Origin of the sequence: Geobacillus sp. (assembly GCF_017515625.1) — a bacterium.
Taxonomy (GTDB): Bacteria; Bacillota; Bacilli; order Bacillales; family Anoxybacillaceae; genus Geobacillus; species Geobacillus stearothermophilus.
Genome location: NZ_JAFWFM010000046.1, coordinates 24212 through 45080, shown reverse-complemented (window position 1 = coordinate 45080; position 20869 = coordinate 24212). Strand labels below are relative to the sequence as shown.

The window sequence follows — 20869 nt, the reverse complement described above, 5'->3', positions numbered from 1 at the left end:
TGGCTGGATCTGTAGTAAAATGAAAGTGCTCTTGCATGGGGGATCTCTCCTTTCGAATGTTGGGTGACACTTTCATTCTACTGGAGATCCGCCAGCAAGGGCTATTTTTATGCTTGATCAAGTTTATCTAGCACCACGGGTGAAATAAAAAATTCTTTCTTTCAGCCCTGCTAGGGTGCGAAATGTGAGGTGAAATTTCATCAAAAAGGGGCTTTTGCGTCAGCCCCTTTTCGCTTGCGTTGATTTTATTTCCCCCACTCCTCCGGATTCTCCCGCCATTTTCGCAATGTCGCCAAGTCGTGCTCGCTGACGGCGCCAAGGCGGACGGCCGTTTCGATGAGGGTGTTGTAGTCCGTAAGCGTGTAGGCAGGCAAATTCTCTTCGGCAAACGCCTGTTTCGCTTTTTCGAGCCCGTATGTGAAAATGGCGGCGACGCCCAGCACCTCGCAGCCCGCCTCTTTCAAGGCGCGGACGGCCGCAAGCGAGCTGCCGCCCGTCGAGATCAAGTCTTCGATAACGACCACGCGCTGGCCCGGTTCGGCTTGGCCTTCAATTTGTTTTCCTTTGCCGTGCGCTTTCGCCTGGCTGCGGACGTAGCACATCGGCAGCCCGAGCCGTTCGCTCACCCAAGCGGCGTGCGGGATGCCGGCGGTTGCGGTGCCGGCGATGAGATCCGCTTCGGGAAACTGGGTGCGGATGAGTTCGGCGAGGCCGGCGGCGATCAGGCGGCGCACGTCGGGGTAAGCGAGCGTCAGGCGGTTGTCGCAGTAAATCGGCGATTTCAAGCCCGAAGACCATGTAAACGGTTCGTTCGGCTGCAGGGCGACCGCCCCGATTTGAAGCAGTTTGGCGGCGATGTCGTGTTTCATTCTTTCTCTCCTCCGTTCCATTCGTGCTGCAGGCGGGCATACGTCCTGAGCGGATCGGCGGCGCGGGTGAGGCTGCGGCCGATGACGATGTAGTCAGAACCAAGCGCACGCGCTTTCCTTGGGGTGACGACGCGCACTTGGTCGTGCGCTGCCTCATCGGCAAAGCGGATGCCCGGGGTGACGGCGAGGAACGAGGCGCCGCACCGTTCTTTGATGAGCGGCGCTTCGTTCGCCGAGCAGACGACGCCGTCAAGGCCGCTTTCGTTCGCCAAGGCGGCGTAATGGGCGACTGTTTCCGCAAGCGGGCGGGAAATCCACAGCTCCTCATGAAGCATTCGCTCGTCCGTGCTTGTCAGCTGGGTGACGGCGATGCAGCGCGGTCGGGCGGCGCCGCTTGGCGTGCCGGCGTCAAGCCCCTCGATCGCCGCTTCCATCATGCGCCGGCCGCCGGCGGCGTGGACGTTCACCAAATCGGCGCCGACACGGGCGAGCCCTTTCATCGCCTGTTTCACCGTATTTGGGATGTCGTGCAGTTTTAAGTCTAAAAAGACGGCATGTCCTTGTTCTTTGAGAAACGCGACGATGGCTGGACCTTCCTGATAGTACAGCTCCATGCCGACTTTGACGAACAGCGGCGTTCCGGCAAACGGCCGCAAAAACCGCTCCACCTCTTGTTTTGATGGGAAATCAAGCGCGACAATGAACGGCGTGTGCACCGGTCTTCCAGCTCCTTCCTATGCATTCGGAAATGTGGCCGATCCCGAGGTCGTCCAACAGCGCCGGCAGGTCGTTGATGATCGTCGGGCAGACGAACGGATCGACGAAGTTGGCTGTGCCGACCGCAACCGCGCTCGCGCCGGCGTAGAAAAACTCGAGCACGTCTTCCGCCGTTTGCACACCGCCCATGCCGATGATCGGAATCGACACCGCTTGGCTCACTTCATAAATCATGCGAATGGCGATTGGCTTGACCGCCGGGCCAGATAAGCCGCCGGTGCCGTTGGCCAAAACGGGCCGGCCTGTTTTCACGTCGATGCGCATGCCAACGAGCGTGTTGATCATCGTCAAGCCATCGGCGCCCGCTTGTTCAATGGCTTTCGCCATCGCGACGATGTCGGTGACGTTCGGAGACAGCTTCACGTAAACCGGCACGGCGGACACTTCTTTGACAAGCCGCGTCAGTTCCGCGGCCACGTCCGGCACGGTGCCGAACGCAATCCCGCCTTTTTTCACGTTTGGGCAGGAAATGTTGAGCTCTAACGCATGGACATTGGGCGCTTTGGAAATCGCTTCGGCTACCTCGACGTACTCTTCCACCGTCGAGCCAGCGATGTTGGCGATGATCGGTACGTCAAACTGTTCAAGCCACGGCAGTTCTTCTTCGAGCACTTTGTCAAGGCCGGGGTTTTGCAGGCCGATGGCGTTTAACATCCCGCCCGGCGTTTCTGCCACCCTTGGTGTCGGGTTGCCAAAGCGCGGCTCTTTTGTCGTCGCCTTGATCATAATGGCGCCTAACACGCTTAAATCGTAAAACCGGGCGTACTCGCGGCCAAATCCAAAACAGCCGGACGCCGGCATGATCGGGTTTTTGAGCGAAAGACCCGGCAGTTCGACCGCAAGCCGGTTCATAGCACCACCTCCCCGGCCCGAAACACCGGGCCGTCGCTGCATACTTTTTTATACGCCGTCTCGCTCCCTGGCACATGGCAGACGCAGGCGAAACACGCCCCGACGCCGCAGCCCATCCGCTCCTCGAGCGACACGTACACCGGCCGGTTCGGAAACCGTTCCGCAAGCGCCCGAAGCATCGGCTTCGGACCGCAGGCGTACAAGACGTCAAACTCAAGCGAACGCGCTTCGATCACATCGGTGACGCGCCCGGCCGTTCCGTGCGAGCCGTCATCGGTCGCGACATGCGTCTCGCCGAACGCGGCAAATTCCTCTTCGTAAAAGACCGCCGCTTTCGTTTGAAACCCGAGCACGCTCACCACTTTGACGCCGCGCTTTGTGAGCTGTTTCGCCAGTTCATAGAGCGGCGGGACGCCGATGCCGCCGCCGACCAGCAGCGCGCGGCCGCCGGCCGGCGCGGCCTCGAGCGGAAAGCCGTTGCCGAGCGGGCCGAGCACATCGACCGCATCGCCCGGCTGTTTTTGCGCCAACAGCGCGGTGCCTTTTCCTTCCTGGCGGTAGATGATCGTGCACTGTCCGCGCTCCCGATCGATATGGCAAAGGCTGAGCGGGCGGCGCAAAAGCGGATCGGCCGTTGCCGCTACCTTCACATGGACGAACTGGCCCGGCTGTTTCATCTGTTGCACGAGGCGACCAGCAAGCGTCAATTCATACGTCCGCTCGGCGATCCGCCGCTGGCTTGCGACCGTCATTCGTTCGCGGCCGATCATGAGCGCACCAGCCCTTCCGTCATCGCTGTCGTTGAAAACGTCATCGATTCGAGCACTTGCAGCATCGCCCGGGCCGTATCGAGCGACGTCAAGCACGGGATGCCGTTTTCGACCGCTTCGCGGCGGATGCGGAAGCCGTCGCTTTCCGGCTGCTTCCCTTTCGTCAGCGTGTTGATGACGACTTGCGCCTTCCCTTGGCGGATGACATCCAAAATGTTCGGTGACGCCGAGTGGATTTTATTGACGACCGTCACCGGAATGCCGGCCGCTTTCAACGTTTCCGCCGTGCCGTTCGTCGCCAACAGCTGGTAGCCGATGTCGGCAAAGCGGCGCGCCAGCTCGACGGCTTCTTCTTTGTCTTTGTCGGCCACCGTCAACAACACCGCCCCATGCGGCTGGATCTGGATGCCGGAGGCGACGAGCCCCTTATAGAGCGCTTTTTCAAACGTCACGTCTTTGCCGATCACTTCGCCGGTCGATTTCATTTCCGGGCCGAGCGAAATGTCGACGTTGCGCAATTTCGCAAACGAGAACACCGGCACTTTCACGTACACGCCGGGGCGCACCGGGCAGACGCCCGTCTCATAACCCATGTCGGCGAGCTTCGCCCCTAAAATGGCTTTCGTGGCGAGATTCGCCATCGGCACGCCGGTGATTTTGCTTAAAAACGGCACCGTGCGGCTTGAGCGCGGGTTCACTTCCAAGACGTAGACGTCGCTGCCTGCGACGACGAACTGGATGTTCAACAGCCCGACAATATGCAGCCCGCGCGCCAGTTTCACCGTATAGTCGGTAATTTTTGCGATGACGTCATCGCTTAACGTTTGCGGCGGATAGACGGCGATCGAGTCGCCGGAATGGACGCCGGCCCGTTCGATATGTTCCATGATCCCCGGAATGACGACCGTCTCGCCGTCGGCGATGGCGTCGACTTCGACTTCCTTGCCGGTGATGTACCGGTCAACGAGCACCGGGTGCTGCGGATTGACGCGCACGGCATGTTCCATGTAATGAAGCAGCTCTTCGCGGTTGTAGACAATTTCCATCGCCCGGCCGCCGAGCACGTACGATGGGCGGACGAGCACCGGATAGCCGATTTCTTCGGCGATGGCAACCGCTTCTTCGACCGAAACAGCCGTTTTGCCGGCCGGTTTCGGAATGCCAAGCTCTGAGAGCGCCTGTTCAAATTTGTCGCGGTCTTCGGCACGGTCCAAATCTTCAAGCGTCGTCCCAAGCAAGCGGACGCCGCGCGCTTCGAGTTCCGCCGCCAAGTTGATGGCCGTCTGACCGCCGAATTGGACGATGACGCCGACCGGCTGTTCGAGGTCGATGACATGCATCACATCTTCAGCCGTCAACGGTTCGAAATACAGTTTGTCCGATGTGCTGAAATCGGTCGAGACCGTTTCCGGGTTGTTGTTGATGATGATCGCCTCGTAGCCGGCTTGTTTGATCGCAAAGACGCAATGGACGGTCGCGTAGTCAAACTCAATCCCTTGGCCGATGCGGATCGGGCCGGAACCAAGCACGATGACACTCGGTTTTTCCGTCACGATCGATTCATTTTCTTCCTCGTACGTGCTGTAGTAGTACGGCGTTTCCGACGTGAACTCGGCCGCGCACGTATCGACCATTTTGTACACCGGCACGATGCCTTCCTGGCGGCGCAGCGCGTAAACGTCGCGCTCCGTTTTGTTCCATAATGCCGCTATCGCCGCATCGGAGAAGCCGAGCCCCTTCGCTTTTTTTAACACGTCAAGGTCGTCCGGGTGGTTTTTCAAGACCGTTTCCATCTCAATAATGTTTTGAATCTTATGCAGGAAAAAGCGGTCAATTTGGCTCCATTCATGCAACGTATCGACCGTCACCCCGCGGCGGAGCGCCTCGGCGATGTAAAAGAGCCGCTCATCGCCCGCCTTGCGGATCCGTTTTTCCATCACGTCGTCGGCGGCCGTTTTCGCCTCGTTCAATTCCAGATGATGCACCCCGATCTCGAGCGAACGAACCGCTTTTAACAGCGATTCTTCAAACGTCCGGCCGATCGCCATCACTTCGCCGGTCGCTTTCATTTGCGTGCCAAGGCGGCGGTTCGCCGATTCAAATTTGTCAAACGGAAAGCGCGGAATTTTCGTGACGACATAATCGAGCGCCGGCTCGAAGCAGGCGTACGTTTTCCCGGTGACCGGGTTGATCATTTCATCAAGCGTCAACCCGACGGCGATTTTCGCCGCCAGTTTCGCGATCGGATACCCCGTTGCTTTGGACGCCAACGCCGACGAGCGGCTGACGCGCGGGTTCACTTCAATGACGTAATAGCGGAAGCTGTCCGGGTCAAGCGCCAGCTGGACGTTGCAGCCGCCTTCGATGCCAAGCGCGCGGATGATCTTAAGCGACGCGTTGCGGAGCAGCTGATACTCGCGGTCGCTTAACGTCTGGCTCGGGGCGACGACGATCGAATCACCCGTATGAATGCCGACCGGATCGATGTTTTCCATGTTGCAGACGACGATCGCGTTGTCGTTGGCGTCGCGCATCACTTCGTATTCGATTTCCTTGTAGCCGGCGATGCTCCGTTCAAGCAAGCATTGGTGCACCGGACTCAGCTTCAGGCCGGTTGACACAATCTCGACAAGCTCTTCTTCGTTCGTGCAAATGCCCCCGCCCGTGCCGCCGAGCGTGAACGCCGGACGGACGATGACCGGATAGCCGATTTGTTCGACAAAGGCGTACGCTTCCTCCAAGCTGTGAATAATCGCGCTTTCCGGCACCGGCTCGCCAAGCTCGTTCATGAGGGCGCGGAACTGTTCGCGGTCTTCCGCTTTTTCGATTGCTTCAAGCTTCGTGCCGAGAATTTCGACGCCGCACTCCTCGAGCACCCCGGCTTTGGCCAGCTCCACCGCCAAGTTAAGGCCCGTTTGGCCGCCGAGCGTCGGCAAAATCGCGTCCGGCCGCTCTTTGCGGATGATGCGGGCGACAAAATCGAGCGTCAGCGGCTCCATATAGACTTTATCGGCGATTTCCGTATCGGTCATGATCGTCGCCGGGTTTGAGTTCACCAGAATGACTTTGTATCCTTCTTCTTTTAGGGCTAAGCACGCTTGCGTCCCTGCGTAGTCGAACTCGGCCGCCTGGCCGATGACGATCGGCCCCGAGCCGATGACTAAAATCGTTTCAATGTCGCGGCGTTTAGGCATGGATGACTTCTCCTTTCTTGTTGAACTGGCGGATGAGCGCCAAAAACTCGTCAAACAGCGAATTCGCATCTTCCGGCCCCGGCGACGCTTCCGGATGGTATTGCACCGTAAACGCCGGGAAATCGAGATGGCGGAGCCCTTCGACCGTGCCGTCGTTTAAGGCGACATGCGTCACTTCAAGACGCGTGCCGGCAAGCGATTCATGCGTGACCGTATAACCATGGTTTTGCGCCGTGATGGCGACTTTGTCGGTGCGCAAGTCTTTGACCGGATGGTTCGAGCCGCGATGGCCGAATTTCATCTTCTCCATATTCGCCCCGCATGCCAAGGCGAACAGCTGATGGCCGAGGCAGATGCCAAAGAGCGGCGCTTTGCCCAAGATCCCGCGGATCATCTCGATCGCTTCCGGCACGTCTTTCGGGTCGCCCGGTCCATTGGAAAGCATGACCCCATCCGGATGCCAGCTCAATACGTCTTCCGCCGTCGCATTGTACGGCAACACGATGACATCGCAGTTTCGCTTGTTCAGTTCGCGCAAAATGCCGTGCTTCATCCCAAAGTCGATCAAGACGACGCGCTCGCCGCGCCCCGGGCTTGGGTAGGCGCTTTTTGTTGAGACGCGCCGCACTTGGTCGCGCGGCCACTCCATCGCCCGCAGCTTGGCTGCTGCTTCCGCCGGATGGACATCCAGCCCGCAAATCATTCCTTTCAGCGTTCCGTGCTGGCGGATGACCCGTGTCAGTTTGCGCGTGTCAATGCCCGCGAGTCCCGGAATGTCTTTTTCTTTTAAATACTCATCCAGCGTCAGTTCGCCGCGCCAGTTGGACGGCATGAGGCACGCTTCTTTGACGATGAATCCGTGCACGGACGGGCGGATCGCTTCAAAGTCGTCGCGGTTGATGCCGTAGTTGCCGATCAATGGATACGTCATCGTCACAATTTGCCCGCAATACGACGGGTCGGTCAAAATTTCTTGATACCCGGTCATGCCGGTGTTAAAGACGACTTCGCCGGTCGTCTCTTTCGTGCTGCCAAACGCTTCGCCGACAAAAAACGAACCGTCTTCCAAAATGAGCTGCCGTTTCATGTCATTCTCTTCCTTTCTTCCATACGAGTGTTCCGCCGACAAACGTCATCACCGGCCAGCCTTGGCATTTCCAGCCGGCAAACGGCGTATTTTTCCCTTTTGAGGCAAACGTCTCGGGATCAATCGCTTCTTCCGTTTCCAAATCGATGACCGCAATGTCCGCCGGCGCCCCGACGGCAAGCCGTCCGGCCTTAAGGCCAAAACATTGCGCCGGCTTGATCGTCAGCCAGTCGACAAGCTGCTTTAATGTAAACACGCCTGTTTTGACGAAATGGGTATATAAGAGCGGAAACGCCGTCTCGAGCCCGACGATGCCAAACGGCGCCGCCTCGATGCCTTTCGCTTTTTCCACTGCTGTATGCGGCGCATGATCCGTAGCGATAAAATCGATCGTGCCATCGAGCAGGCCCTCAATGAGCGCCTCGCGGTCCGCGCGGCTGCGCAGTGGCGGGTTCATTTTGTAGTTTGCATCCAACCCTGGAATGTCTTCGTCGCACAAGAGCAAATGGTGCGGCGTCACTTCGGCCGTGACGCGGATGCCCGCCCGCTTCGCGTCGCGGACGGCGCGCACCGACTCTTTCGTGCTGATATGGCAGACGTGATAATGGCATCCGGCTGCCTCGGCAAGCAAGACGTCGCGGGCGATGTGCACCGCCTCGCAGACGGATGGAATGCCGGCGAGCCCATGCCGGCGGGCGAACTCGCCGTCATGCACCGCTCCGCCGTTTGTCAGCGTGTCGTCCTCGCAATGGGCAACGATCGCCATATCGAGCGCCGCCGCCTGTTTCATCGCTTCAAACATCATCCCGGCCGACTGGACGCCGACGCCGTCATCGGTAAAGGCGAACGCCCCTGCTTCTTTTAGTGCCGCAAAATCGGTCAGCTCCTCCCCTTTTTGCCCAATCGTGATCGCCGCGTACGGAAGCACGTTGACGCGCGCCGTTTCGCGGATGCGGGCTTGCAGCCATTCCATCTGCTCTTTCCGGTCCGGCACCGGATTTGTGTTCGGCATGGCGGCAACCGTCGTAAAACCGCCTTTCGCCGCGGCGAGCGTGCCCGTTTCAATCGTTTCTTTCGCCTCGCCGCCTGGTTCGCGCAAATGAACGTGCAAGTCAATCAAGCCGGGAGCGATGAGACGGCCGCCGACGTCGATCACGTCCTCCCCATCCGCTTCGAGCGGCTGTTCATACAGGATCGCCGCAATGGTTCCGTGTTCCATTTTGAGATGTGTCCGCACCAATTTCCCATCTTCATTGAACGACATGCCATTTTTCAGCCATACGTCCATGCTCCATTCTCCCTTCCATTGCCCGTTTTAAGACAGCCATCCGGACGTAGACGCCGTTTTCCATTTGTTTAAAAATGCGCGATGCCTTCGCTTCGACAAGTTCGCTGGCGATTTCGACCCCGCGGTTGACCGGCGCCGGGTGCAAGATGATGGCGCCCGATTTCATCCGCCGCGCCCGCTCAAGCGTCAGCCCGTACCGCGCATGGTACTCTTCTTTTGTCAGCCCCATCGTTTCCGCATGGCGTTCATGTTGGATGCGTAACAGCATTACGACATCGGCGCGGGCGATGGCCTCGTCGACTTCGACATACGTCCCGTACGGATTCGTTTCATCTTTCCACTCCGCCGGTCCGGAAAACAGGACGTTCGCGCCCAATCGTGTCAACACTTCCGCATTGGAGCGGGCGACGCGGCTATGACGGATGTCGCCGATGATCGCCACCGTCAAGCCAGTGAAGGCGCCAAACTCTTGGCGGATCGTCAATAAATCCAAGAGCGACTGGGTCGGATGGTGCCCGCAGCCGTCACCGGCGTTGATGATCGGAATGCCGACCGCATGGCGGAGCGCTTCGAAATACGCATCTTCGTGATGGCGGATGACAACCGCATCGACGCCGATCGCCTCAAGCGTCCGTACGGTATCGTACAGCGTCTCCCCTTTTTGCACGCTCGAGCGTTCCGGGTCAAATGGAATGACATGAAGCCCAAGCTTCCGTTCCGCCATCTCGAAGCTGCATTTCGTGCGCGTGCTCGGTTCGAAAAACAAGTTGGCGACGTACATCGGCGCGGCCGGGCGCCAAGCGCGGCCGCGGCGGAACGCTTCCGCTTCATCAAGCAGCCGGGTGATGTCGGAAAGCGGCAGTTCGCTCAATGTAAAAAGATGGGTCATTGGCCTCTCTCCCTTTCTTTTTTTTGCAAAAAAACACCTTGCCGGCTGGGCAAGGTGTGACGATCGGCGCATGGCAGAACCGGAGAAGGTGCACTCCGGCCCTGGATGCGCCTGTTTTCACACCTTTTTAAGCCTCACGGGACTTAATTAAAAGGTGTTTTGTATTCGATTTAGGCAACATCGCCGCTATCGTTTTCAGCTTCAAATAAGTTTTCCTCTTCTTGCGGACGCCCCGGCAGCACTAAGTTGAGCAGGACGCCGACAATGGCCGAGAGCGCCATCCCGGTGATTTGGAAGCTGTCGCTGATTTTCAGCACCGCTCCGCCGATGCCGATGACCAAGATGACCGAGGCGATGACTAAATTGCGCGTCTGGCCGAAATCGACGCGGCTGTCGATCAACATGCGCAGTCCGGACGAGGCGATGATGCCAAACAGCAAGATCGACACACCGCCCATGACCGGCGTCGGAATCGAGCTGATCAGCGCCGTGATTTTGCCGACGAAGCCGAAAGCGATCGCGATGACCGCCGCGCCGGCCAGCACGTAGACACTGTAGACGCGGGTGATCGCCAGCACACCGATGTTTTCCCCGTACGTCGTTTTCGGCGGACCGCCAAGCAAGGCGGAGATCATCGTCGCCGTTCCGTCCCCTAAAATCGAGCGGTGCAGCCCCGGTTTTTGAATGAGGTCGCGGCCGACGACTTTGCTTAACACAAGCTGGTGGCCGATATGCTCGGACAAGGTGACGATCGCCACCGGCACCATGAGCATGACGATCTCGGCAGTGATGCGCACCGGATAATCGGCAAACGGAATCAAGAAATCCGGCCATTCGAACCATTTCGCCGCCGCCACTTTCGACAAGTCAACCAGTCCGACAGCGAGGGCGTAAACGTAGCCGACAACGATGCCGACAAGCACCGGAATCAAGCTCAACATGCCGCGCGCAAGCACCGAGCAGACGATCGTGGCCGCGAGCGTCACAAGCACCACCGAGAAATGAAGCAGGCTGTATTTGCCGTCCGGGCCGTTCATCGCCATCCCGACCGCCGTGCCGGCTAAGCCGAGACCGATGACGATGATGACCGGACCGACGACAACCGGCGGCAGCAGCTTCATCACCCAGCGGTAGCCGGCTTTTTTAATGATGAGGGCGACAACCCCGTACACCAATCCGGCGAGGAAGCTGCCAATCATCGCCGCTCCCGGGCCGCCGGCCGTTTTCGCCGCGATGATCGGCGCGATGTAGGCGAACGAGGAGCCAAGATACGCCGGCACCTGCCATTTCGTAATGAGCAAAAACGCCAATGTTCCAAGCCCGCTTGTCAGCAAGGCGATCGACGGATCCAACCCGACTAAGTACGGCACTAAAATCGTCGCCCCAAACATGGCGAACAAATGCTGCAAGCTTAACGTCACCCATTGCCCCACAGTCGGGCGGTCTTGAATATCCAACACCGGTTTGTTCATCTTTCGCCTCTCCTTTCGCCAAATGAGCGAAGTTCGTTTTTTAGTGTGCACAAAAACACCCTCTTTGCCCATGAAGGCGCAAAGAGGGTGCAGAAACGCCCGAAACGATTCCGCCCCTTTTGCAGCCTCACGGGACTGCGCTTAAAAGGGAGCTGTTTTATTTCTCATGAATCGACACTTGGTCAACGCCGTCCACTTCGGAAAGCTCGACGACAATCAGCTCCGAACGGGAGGTCGGCACGTTTTTGCCGACGAAATCAGCGCGGATCGGCAGTTCCCTGTGGCCGCGGTCGACAAGCACGGCGAGCTGGATGCGCGACGGGCGGCCCAAATCCATGACCGCATCCATCGCCGCCCGCACCGTCCGGCCGGTAAACAGCACATCATCGACTAAAATGACATTCCGCTCGCTCACCGGAAACGGCACATTCGTTCCTTTCACAAGCGGTTCATGGTCGTCCGTCTTCACGGTCAAATCGTCGCGGTACAAGGTGATGTCAAGCTCACCGACGGGAACGGACGCCCCTTCAATTTGCTCGATCCGCTCCGCCAAGCGGCGCGCCAAGTAAATGCCGCGCGTTTTAATTCCGACAAGCACGCAGCCGTCAATGCCTTTGTTTCGTTCGATGATTTCGTGGGCGATGCGCGTCAAAGCGCGGCGAATCGCCTGTTCGTCCATCACGACCGCCTTTTGCATTCCGTCCACCTCCTAACAGCGCATGCACGCCGCGGCCAGCGTGTTTCCGCAGGCGGCGCGCCAACCAGGCCGTTCCCGCCTGTTTTCATAAAAAATCCCCCGCCTGTGAAGCGGGGGATGGCGCGCTTATCGCCAAACAAGATGGGCATACATCGCCCTTCTTTGTCATTCCGACCCCTTTTCAGCCTCACAGGACTGAACTTAAAGGTTCCTGTTCACCTGTTTTCATTGTAAAGGGGGCGTGTTCGTTTGTCAATCGTTTTTTCGCAGCCAGTCAAGCAGCTCGGCAAACTCCGGCGGCAGTGGCGCTTCGAATTCCAAATACTCGCCGCTTCTCGGATGACGGAAGCCGAGCACCCCGGCGTGCAGCGCCTGGCCGTCGATGGCGAGCGTTTTTTTCGGCCCGTATTGCGGGTCGCCAGCGAGCGGGTAGCCGATGTATTTCATATGGACGCGAATTTGGTGCGTCCGCCCCGTTTCCAGCTGGCACTCCACATACGTATAATGGCGAAACCGCTCGAGCACGCGGAAATGGGTGACCGCTTCCTTCCCGTTTTCTTCGGTGACGGCCATTTTCTTTCGATCGCGCTTGTCGCGGCCGATCGGGGCATCGATCGTGCCATAATCGTGCGGAATGACGCCGTGGACGATGGCCTTGTAGCGGCGCGTCACCGTTTTGTTCACCAGCTGCTCGACGAGCGAGCGGTGGGCGGCGTCGTTTTTCGCCACCATCAATAGTCCTGATGTGTCTTTGTCAATGCGATGGACGATGCCGGGGCGAAGCACGCCGTTGATCCAGGACAAGTCGCGGCAATGGGCGAGAAGCGCATTCACCAGCGTGCCGCGCATATGCCCGGGCGCCGGGTGGACGACCATGCCGCGCGGTTTGTTGACGACAAGGACATCCTCATCCTCATAATAAATGTCAAGCGGAATCGGCTCCGGCTCGACCTCGAGCGGCTCCGGCTCCGGCGGTGAAACGGCGACCGCGTCGCCTGCCTCGCATTTGTAGTTCGCCTTGACCGTCTCGCCATTGACGGTCACAAGCCCGCTTTTGATCCATTGCTGCACTTGCGAACGCGACCATTCGTCATTTAGCGCCGCGATCACTTTATCGATCCGCTCGCCGTCATATTCGTCTTCGATGTGAAACGTGATCGTGTCCATCTACTCATTCCCTTTCTCTGGTGTCGCGAAAAAAAACATATGGACAAACAGCAAGATGACGCCGACGGTCAGCGCCGAGTCGGCGATATTGAACACCGGAAAGCTGTACGTGCCGATGTACGTATGAATAAAGTCGACCACTTCTTTCCGGAATACGCGGTCGATAAAATTGCCGATCGCCCCGCCGAGCATCAGCCCAAGCCCCACGCCGGCCAGGCGCTCGGAAGGCTTCAGGCGGCGGATGTAAATCACGATCGCCGCCACGACGATCACCGTAATTAAATAAAAGAGCCAAAACTGCCCTTCTAGTATGCCCCACGCCGCGCCGCGATTGCGGTGCGACGTAATGTAGAGCACGTTGTCGATGATCGGGATGCTTTCCCCAAGCCGCATATAGCGGACGACAAGCCATTTCGTCCATTGATCGAGGATGATGACCGCCGCCGCGAGCCAATAGTATGCCACCGTGCCAAATCCCCCTGTCCTTCTCATTCATCCTTTTTGCATTGTAGCATAATTCGCCATGGTAAACAAATGAAGCGGCAAGGCTACCTTGGGGCAGCCTGCCGCTTTTCGTTACGCTGAATAATGTTCATTCACGATATGTGCGCAGCGCGGGCAAAGCGTCGGGTGGGATGGATCTTGTCCGACAGCTGGAGTCACCGTCCAGCACCGCTCGCACGTCTCGCCTTCCGCCGGGCGGACGAGGACGGCCACGTGGTCGAGCCGCTCGGCTTCGGCCGGCGCGGCGTCATACGGCTCATCGGCAACGGAAAACGCGGAAACGATGAGAAGCTGGCGCAAGTCGGCATTAAGCGACGCCAACAGCTTCCGCGCCTCGTCTTTCGGGTAGACGGTGACGCTCGCGGTCAGCGATTTGCCGATCACTTTTTCGTTGCGCGCGTTCTCGAGCGCTTTTAATATATCATCGCGCACATTCATAAACGCATCCCATTTCGAAAGCAGCGCTTCTTCGCCGTCGATTGCGATCGGCTCTGGCATATCGGTGAGCTGGATGCTTTCGACGTTTTCTCTTCGATTCGGGATATGCTCCCACACTTCATCGGCCGTGTGCGGCAAAATCGGCGCGATGAGCTTCGCCAATGCGACGACCGTTTCATACAATACGGTCTGCACGGCGCGGCGGGCGCGCGAGTCGGCCGCTTCGATGTACAAAATGTCTTTCGCCATATCCAAGTAAAACGCGCTCAGCTCGACGGTGCAGAAATGGTTCATCTCATGATAAACAGCAGCAAAATCATAGCTGTCATACGCCTTTTTCACTTTAGCGATGAGTTTATTTAATTTCGCTAACATGTAGCGGTCGACTTCGCCCAGCTCCCCGACCGGCACGGCGTTTTCGCTCGGGTCAAAATCGAATAAGTTGCCGAGCATAAAGCGGAACGTGTTGCGGATTTTTCGGTACACTTCCGACACTTGTTTTAAAATATGGTCGGAGATGCGCACGTCCGCTTGGTAGTCGACCGACGCGACCCAAAGGCGCAAAATATCAGCGCCGAACTGTTCCATTACTTTCGCCGGCACGACGACGTTGCCGAGCGACTTGCTCATTTTCCGCCCTTCGCCGTCCAAGACAAAGCCGTGGCTCAACACGCCTTTGTACGGCGCTTTGCCGGTGACGGCAACGGCGGTGGACAGCGATGAGTTGAACCAGCCGCGATATTGGTCGGACCCTTCCAAGTACAGATCAGCCGGGCGCGCGAGATCATCGCGTTCGACCAACACGGCTTGGTGCGACGAACCGGAGTCAAACCAGACGTCCATAATGTCCGTTTCTTTCGTAAAGATGCCGTTCGGCCTTGACGGATGAGTGAATCCTTCCGGCAGCAAGTCTTTCGCCTCGCGTTCAAACCAGACGTTCGACCCGTATTGGCGGAACAAGTTCGACACATGCTCAATCGTCTCATCGGTGATGATCGGTTCACCGTTTTCGCCGTAAAAGACCGGAATCGGCACCCCCCAGGCGCGTTGGCGGGAAATGCACCAGTCGCCGCGGTCGCGCACCATGTTGTGGATGCGGATTTCCCCCCACTCCGGAATCCATTTCGTTTCCTTAATCGCTTGAAGCAGCTCGCTGCGGATTTTATCGATCGACGCAAACCATTGCGTTGTCGCCCGGAAAATCGTTGGCTGCTTCGTCCGCCAGTCGTGCGGATACGAGTGGGTGATAAACCCAAGCTTCAGCAAAGCGCCGGCTTCCTCAAGCTTCTGTGTAATCGCCTTGTTGGCGTCTTCGTAAAACATTCCTTCAAACCCCGGCGCTTCGCTCGTCATATAGCCGCGCTCGTCGACCGGGCAAAGAACGGGAAGCCCGTATTTTTGCCCGACGAGAAAGTCGTCTTCCCCGTGGCCCGGCGCCGTATGGACGCAGCCCGTGCCGGCGTCGGTCGTGACGTGTTCGCCGCAGACGACAAGCGAGTCGCGCTCATAAAACGGATGTCTCGCCACGACGTATTCAAGCTCGTTTCCTTTGACCGTTTTGACGACCGACCATGCGTCCCAACCGATTTCTTTCGCCACCGATTCCGCCAAGGCGGCGGCGACGACATACCGTTTTCCGCTGACATCGACAACATGGTAATCCAAATCCGGATGAACCGCGATCGCCAAGTTCGCCGGAATCGTCCACGGCGTCGTCGTCCAAATGACGATTCGCTCATCGCCCTCAAGCACGCCTTTGCCGTCTTTCACCGGGAAGGCGACATAAATCGACGGCGAACGCTTGTCTTTATATTCGATTTCCGCTTCAGCGAGCGCCGATTCGCTTGACGGGGACCAATAGACCGGCTTCAACCCTTTGTAAATGAGCCCTTTTTTCGCCATTTCGCCGAACACTTTAATTTGCTGGGCTTCGTACTCCGGCTTGAGCGTAATGTACGGGTTGTCCCAGTCGCCGCGCACGCCGAGCCGCTTAAACTGCCGGCGCTGGTTGTCGATTTGCTCGTACGCGTATTGCTCGCACAACTTGCGAAACTCGGCGACGCTCATCGATTTGCGGTCGACGCCTTGCTTCGCGAGCGCCGTTTCGATCGGCAAGCCGTGCGTATCCCAGCCCGGCACGTACGGCGCGCAATAGCCGCTCATCGATTTGTAGCGGACGATGATGTCTTTTAAAATTTTGTTCAGCGCATGGCCCATATGAATATCCCCGTTGGCATACGGCGGGCCGTCATGCAGCACGAACAACGGACGCCCTTTCGTCCGCTCCTGCACTTTCCGGTAAATGTCCATTTCCTCCCATTTTTTTTGCATCTCCGGCTCCCGCTTCGGCAAGTTGCCGCGCATCGGGAACTCGGTTTGCGGCATAAGCAGCGTCTCTTTGTAATCCATCCTTGCTCCTCCTTCGAACGCTAGATTCCAAATAAAAAACCGTTCTCCCCCGGCAAGGGACGAGAACGGTCTCGCGGTACCACCCTTCTTGGCCATGCAAACGACGCACAGCCCACTTTTCATTCGTAACGGGAATGACGCGCCATGGCCTACTGGATGTTCGGCATGGAACTCCAGGGTGATGTTCACTCTTGCGCCGATGCCAGGCTTCCACCATCCCCAGCTCGCTGCGACCGGTCGTTCAAGAGCTACTATCCCTTTCATCGTCGATGACTATTTCGCTATTCATCCTGAAAAAAGCCAACCGCCTCCCACGGCGGCTGGTGCAGTGATTTTTGCCAATGATTATACCCGACATGGCCTCGGTTCGTCAAGGCTGAGACAACGGCTCTTTCACCTCTTCTTCGAGATCAGGCGTCTCGTATTCCATCAACTCGTCCCAGTCACGGCTGTTGATCATATCGAGCTGCGCCTCAACGAGCATGCGGAAGCGAGCGCGGAACACTTTCGACTGCCGCTTGAGTTCTTCGACTTCCAACGCGATTTTCCGCGATTTGGCCAACGCGTCGCCGATGATGCGCTCCGCGTTTTTCTCCGCTTCTTTAATGATCAGCTTCGCCTCTTTTTGTGCGTTGCGCTTCACTTCTTCCGCTGCTTCCTGAGCCACAAGAATCGACTTATTTAACGTTTCTTCAATGTTGGAAAAGTAATTCAATTTTTCCGTCAGTTCGGCCACTTTTTCCTCCAGCTGCTTTTTTTCACGGATGAGCATTTCGTAATCTTTAATAATTTGATCCAAAAACTCATTCACTTCATCTTCGTCATACCCGCGAAATCCGCGGCTGAATTCCTTATTGTGAATATCCAATGGCGTTAACGGCACAATGGCCACCTCCGTCTCCATCATTCCTTTTCTTCCTTCATTCGACACGATCAGCCCATTTCCTGCTGCGATTCGATTATTTTTGACGGCCCAGCCGGATGCGCCAGCGTTCTTTTTTCGTCATCCCCTCGACGGAAAACAGCTTGCAGCGACCAAACCCGCGCGCCGACAGGACATCGCCCGGCCCGCATACAAATTCGGGCTTGTCCACCACCTTCCAGTTCACTTTGACGAGCCCGCTTTCAATGAGCGTCTTCGCTTTCTCGCGCGCGAGGCGGAACGCCTGGGCAAGCACCGCATCGAGCCTTAGAGAAGACACCGTGACCGTTCCTTCCTCCCACGTTTCGGCAAGCGGCATGGCAGCTGACAGCGGCAACAGCTCAAGCGAAACCGGCGCTTTGCCGATCGTCCCGACATGGAGGCGAATGTAATCGGCCACCTCGGCGGCGGCAAAAAATTGGATCTCTCCTCCTTGGACGAGAATGTCGCCGAACTTGCCCCGCCGCAAGCCGAGCGACATGAGCGCTCCTAAGACGTCGCGGTGTTCAAGGGAAACGAATTTGCCTGGATAGCGGACAGCGAACAAGGCGATGTCATAATCCTCCTCATTCGGTTCGAAATACGGCGGATACAAAAGCGCCCGCTTCCGCTCGACAAACAAAGCGCCGCCGAAAAAGGACACGCGCACGTCTCCGTCGCTGCCGACGATGCTTTGCACGATTTGCTGCTCGCGCGGATCAAGAAAATCGGTCAGCTTCGGAGCGTACTGACGTTCTACCATTTCCTTCCATTCTATTACATGATCGATGAATTGATGTTCCTCTTTGCGGAAGTGCTGATACAGCTCCATTCCCATTCACCTTGCCTCATAAAGAAAGGAACCCGGAACGGATTCCTCCCGCTATTCCGCCCGCCTGCGCCGGGCCAAACGACGCGCGTTCCGTCCGGCTGCTAAAACTGCGCTTCGAGGATGTCAAACAACGCATACAGCCCTCTTGTCGCAAATTCAAGGACAATAAAGGCGATGATCGGAGAGATGTCAATGATGCCAAGCGGCGGAATGACACGCCGAAACGGTTCCAAATACGGCTCGCAAATGGCGGCAAGCATTTGTCCGAACCGCGTTTCGCGCGCATGCGGAAACCAAGACATCAAAATGTAAATGATCAAAGCGTACGAATATACTTGAATCAAGGTCGTTAAAAACGTAAGCACATAATCCAACGACTACCACCTCTTTATCGGTCTGTCATCCTCGCCGTCAAGCGAAATCGCGCCGCTGACGTCGACGTTGTCCGGGGTGCACAAAAAGATTTTCGTGCCAACTTGCTGAATGTCGCCGCCAATGGCGTACACCGTGCCGCTTAAAAAGTCGACGATCCGCTTCGCCTGCTCATGCTGGATGCGCTGCAAATTGACGATGACCGCCCGCCGGCTTTTTAAATGATCGGCGATTTCCTGCGCCTCCGCATACACCCGCGGCTCAGCGAGCACGACTTTCGCCGATTTTTGCACGCTTTGCAAGCTGACGACGTTCGCCTTGTTTGCCGCCTTCAGCAGCGGCGCCTCCTCTTCCGGCTGCGGCGCTTCGTATTCTTCTTCATAGTCTTCGTAATCTTCTTCTAAAAAATAATCGCGAAATTTTTTCATCAACCCCATCAAGTTCACCTCCTACAATGATCCGACAAGCGCGCTGCCGATGCGCACAAACGTCGCCCCTTCCTCAATGGCGATCTCGTAATCGTTCGACATGCCCATCGACAGCTCCGTGCACGGCGCATGCGGCCAGCGGAGCGCCTGAACGCGCTCTTTCAAGACCCGCAATTGCCGGAAGCAGGCGCGCAATACCGCCTCGTCATCCGTATGCGGGGCCATCGTCATCAATCCGACGACCTCAAGGTGCGAAAACGAACGGAGCTGATCGATGAACGGGACGGTCTCGTCAGGAGAGAGGCCGTGCTTCGTCGCTTCTCCCGATACATTCACTTGCACAAAACATTTCACCGGCCGCACCGCCCGCTTTTCAATTTCTTTCGCCAGCGACAGGCGATCAAGCGAATGGATGTAATCGACTTTATCGATAATGTCCTTCACCTTGCGCGACTGAAGCGTCCCGATAAAATGCCACACCGCCCGGTCCCCGATCCGTTCATACTTTTCAAGCAGCTGGCCGGCGCGGTTTTCGCCGAGGTCGGCAATGCCGGCGTCAAGCACATGAAGCGCCCTTTCGGCATCAATATATTTCGTGACAGCAACGATGCGTACGTCGGCCGGATTGCGGCCGACGCGGGCGCAAGCCGCCTCGATGCGCTGGCGAACGGCTGCCAAGTTGTCGCGTACGGTCATGCTGTTTCCTCCCTTCGGCCGATAAACGCCAACATCCGCCCTGTCGTCCCACGGTCGCGGCGGTGGGAAAAAAACAACGTCTCCTCACAGCTTGTACAGCGTTCCGACACATAAATATGGCAGTCTGGAATCCCGGCGGCCGCAAGCTGCAGCCGGTTGGCCTCTTTTAAATCAAGCGCATACTGCCCTTGGCTTGTTTCGCGCCACGGCAACGGGCCGCCCGCAGGAAGAGTCGGACGCAGGCCATCGATCACCCGGTCATCAACCGTGTAACAGCATGGGCCAATGGCCGGTCCAATCGCGGCATAGATGTCGGACGGGGCAATGTGTTCGCGCTCCTGCCAAAGCCGCACCATGTTTTGGACAATGCCGCCCGCCGTCCCCCGCCAGCCGGCGTGGGCAAGGCCGACTAGGCCCGCCGATGGCGCGATAAAATAGACAGGCACACAATCGGCAAAACAAAGTGCGAGCAATACCCCCGCCTTATCCGTATACAGCCCGTCAGCCCCCCGGACCGCTGCAGCGAAGTCGTGCGCCCCGCTCCCCCGATCGCCTTTCGTCACTTTCCGAATCACGGCGCCGTGCACTTGCTCACAGCACACCCAATGATCGAGCGGAACAGAAAGCCATTCAGCCAGACGGCGGCGGTTGTTGACGACATGCATGCGATCGTCGCCGACATGCAGCCCCATATTCAGCGAGGCGAACGGCCCTTCGCTTTCTCCGCCTTGTTTCGTTGTCAACCCGGCGACTGCTCCGGCAAACGGGGGCGCCCCGCAGCGGAGCCATCCTTGAGCTTCTTGTTGAAAAATGTCCGGCATTCGCGTCAACCTCACGCTGTTTTTGTAGGTTTTTATCACTTTTTTTCCTATTTTATCATAGTTTGTTCGTTTGTGATAACCTTTATTTGCGATTTTGTCGAAACATTGGTGCAATCCCGCCACTCAATATGCCGCTCATTGCGCGGGCCGCTCAGTCGGCATCATGCAGGCGGACTAAAATGACATCCGCTCCGATTTTGACGATGTTTTGCCACGGAATGACGACCGCTTCTTCACGCCCGAACAACCCGAGCATCTTTCCGGAGCCTAAAATAATGAGCGAACGGATTTTGCCTGTATCTAAATCGATGTCAATATCCCCGATGTTGCCAAGCTTCTTCCCGTTGGCCACATTGACGACATCTTTCGTTTGAAACTCAGAAATTCTCATCACGGTTCAGTCCCC

Annotated in this window: 20 protein-coding genes and 1 other annotated feature; all 20 genes read right to left on the bottom strand. The window is 57.5% G+C overall.

What is annotated here, in order from left to right:
• Nucleotides 1–245: 245 nt before the first annotated feature.
• On the bottom strand, nucleotides 246–869 hold the full coding sequence (gene pyrE, locus IKE44_RS03020; protein ID WP_287464973.1) for an orotate phosphoribosyltransferase: 624 nt from the start codon (nucleotides 867–869) through the stop codon (nucleotides 246–248).
• Nucleotides 866–1585: an orotidine-5'-phosphate decarboxylase gene (gene pyrF / locus IKE44_RS03015; protein ID WP_287464971.1), complete on the bottom strand. Its 720-nt coding sequence runs from the start codon at nucleotides 1583–1585 to the stop codon at nucleotides 866–868. The genes pyrE and pyrF overlap by 4 nt, the downstream gene beginning before the upstream one ends.
• Entirely contained in the window at nucleotides 1557–2498 is a 942-nt protein-coding gene (locus IKE44_RS03010; RefSeq protein ID WP_033016100.1) for a dihydroorotate dehydrogenase, read from the bottom strand. Before IKE44_RS03010 ends, pyrF begins: the two co-directional genes overlap by 29 nt.
• Complete coding sequence (locus IKE44_RS03005; RefSeq protein ID WP_049624358.1) at nucleotides 2495–3268, bottom strand: dihydroorotate dehydrogenase electron transfer subunit; 774 nt, start codon at nucleotides 3266–3268, stop codon at nucleotides 2495–2497. The genes IKE44_RS03010 and IKE44_RS03005 overlap by 4 nt, the downstream gene beginning before the upstream one ends.
• Nucleotides 3265–6462 (bottom strand): carbamoyl-phosphate synthase large subunit, encoded by a 3198-nt coding sequence (gene carB, locus IKE44_RS03000; RefSeq protein WP_049624357.1) that lies wholly within the window; start codon nucleotides 6460–6462, stop codon nucleotides 3265–3267. Before carB ends, IKE44_RS03005 begins: the two co-directional genes overlap by 4 nt.
• The gene (locus tag IKE44_RS02995; RefSeq protein WP_287464969.1) at nucleotides 6455–7549 is read right to left on the bottom strand and encodes a carbamoyl phosphate synthase small subunit; all 1095 of its coding nucleotides are present in this window, start codon (nucleotides 7547–7549) and stop codon (nucleotides 6455–6457) included. The genes carB and IKE44_RS02995 overlap by 8 nt, the downstream gene beginning before the upstream one ends.
• A gap of 1 nt (nucleotide 7550) precedes the next feature.
• Nucleotides 7551–8837: a dihydroorotase gene (locus IKE44_RS02990; RefSeq protein WP_287464967.1), complete on the bottom strand. Its 1287-nt coding sequence runs from the start codon at nucleotides 8835–8837 to the stop codon at nucleotides 7551–7553.
• Nucleotides 8800–9726: an aspartate carbamoyltransferase catalytic subunit gene (locus IKE44_RS02985; protein ID WP_033016126.1), complete on the bottom strand. Its 927-nt coding sequence runs from the start codon at nucleotides 9724–9726 to the stop codon at nucleotides 8800–8802. The genes IKE44_RS02990 and IKE44_RS02985 overlap by 38 nt, the downstream gene beginning before the upstream one ends.
• 170 nt (nucleotides 9727–9896) lie before the next feature.
• A complete protein-coding gene (locus tag IKE44_RS02980; RefSeq protein WP_287464966.1) occupies nucleotides 9897–11198 on the bottom strand; it encodes a solute carrier family 23 protein in 1302 nt (433 codons plus the stop codon).
• A 157-nt stretch (nucleotides 11199–11355) separates the two neighbouring features.
• On the bottom strand, nucleotides 11356–11895 hold the full coding sequence (gene pyrR, locus IKE44_RS02975; RefSeq protein WP_033016128.1) for a bifunctional pyr operon transcriptional regulator/uracil phosphoribosyltransferase PyrR: 540 nt from the start codon (nucleotides 11893–11895) through the stop codon (nucleotides 11356–11358).
• A gap of 252 nt (nucleotides 11896–12147) precedes the next feature.
• Nucleotides 12148–13062 carry an RluA family pseudouridine synthase gene (locus tag IKE44_RS02970; RefSeq protein ID WP_287464964.1) on the bottom strand — a complete coding sequence of 305 codons (915 nt, stop codon included), beginning with the start codon at nucleotides 13060–13062 and terminating at the stop codon, nucleotides 12148–12150.
• Nucleotides 13063–13554 (bottom strand): signal peptidase II, encoded by a 492-nt coding sequence (gene lspA, locus IKE44_RS02965; protein ID WP_080706535.1) that lies wholly within the window; start codon nucleotides 13552–13554, stop codon nucleotides 13063–13065.
• 84 nt (nucleotides 13555–13638) lie between these two features.
• On the bottom strand, nucleotides 13639–16413 hold the full coding sequence (gene ileS / locus IKE44_RS02960) for an isoleucine--tRNA ligase (protein ID WP_287464963.1): 2775 nt from the start codon (nucleotides 16411–16413) through the stop codon (nucleotides 13639–13641).
• A gap of 52 nt (nucleotides 16414–16465) precedes the next feature.
• Nucleotides 16466–16686 (bottom strand) — a binding site (T-box leader).
• Nucleotides 16687–16783: 97 nt separating this feature from the next.
• A complete protein-coding gene (locus IKE44_RS02955) occupies nucleotides 16784–17296 on the bottom strand; it encodes a DivIVA domain-containing protein (protein ID WP_147432129.1) in 513 nt (170 codons plus the stop codon).
• Nucleotides 17297–17372: 76 nt separating this feature from the next.
• Nucleotides 17373–18146, bottom strand: coding sequence for a YlmH family RNA-binding protein (locus IKE44_RS02950; RefSeq protein ID WP_033016137.1), 774 nt, complete (start codon nucleotides 18144–18146; stop codon nucleotides 17373–17375).
• A gap of 101 nt (nucleotides 18147–18247) precedes the next feature.
• Nucleotides 18248–18520, bottom strand: a complete 273-nt coding sequence (locus tag IKE44_RS02945; protein WP_287464962.1) for a YggT family protein — start codon at nucleotides 18518–18520, stop codon at nucleotides 18248–18250.
• Between the two features lie 3 nt (nucleotides 18521–18523).
• Nucleotides 18524–18955: a cell division protein SepF gene (locus IKE44_RS02940; RefSeq protein WP_033011296.1), complete on the bottom strand. Its 432-nt coding sequence runs from the start codon at nucleotides 18953–18955 to the stop codon at nucleotides 18524–18526.
• 12 nt (nucleotides 18956–18967) lie between these two features.
• A complete protein-coding gene (locus tag IKE44_RS02935) occupies nucleotides 18968–19642 on the bottom strand; it encodes a YggS family pyridoxal phosphate-dependent enzyme (RefSeq protein WP_033011299.1) in 675 nt (224 codons plus the stop codon).
• On the bottom strand, nucleotides 19639–20463 hold the full coding sequence (gene pgeF / locus IKE44_RS02930; protein WP_033016140.1) for a peptidoglycan editing factor PgeF: 825 nt from the start codon (nucleotides 20461–20463) through the stop codon (nucleotides 19639–19641). The genes IKE44_RS02935 and pgeF overlap by 4 nt, the downstream gene beginning before the upstream one ends.
• A gap of 151 nt (nucleotides 20464–20614) precedes the next feature.
• Nucleotides 20615–20857 (bottom strand): YlmC/YmxH family sporulation protein, encoded by a 243-nt coding sequence (locus tag IKE44_RS02925; protein WP_033011301.1) that lies wholly within the window; start codon nucleotides 20855–20857, stop codon nucleotides 20615–20617.
• Between the last annotated feature and the right edge of the window lie 12 nt (nucleotides 20858–20869).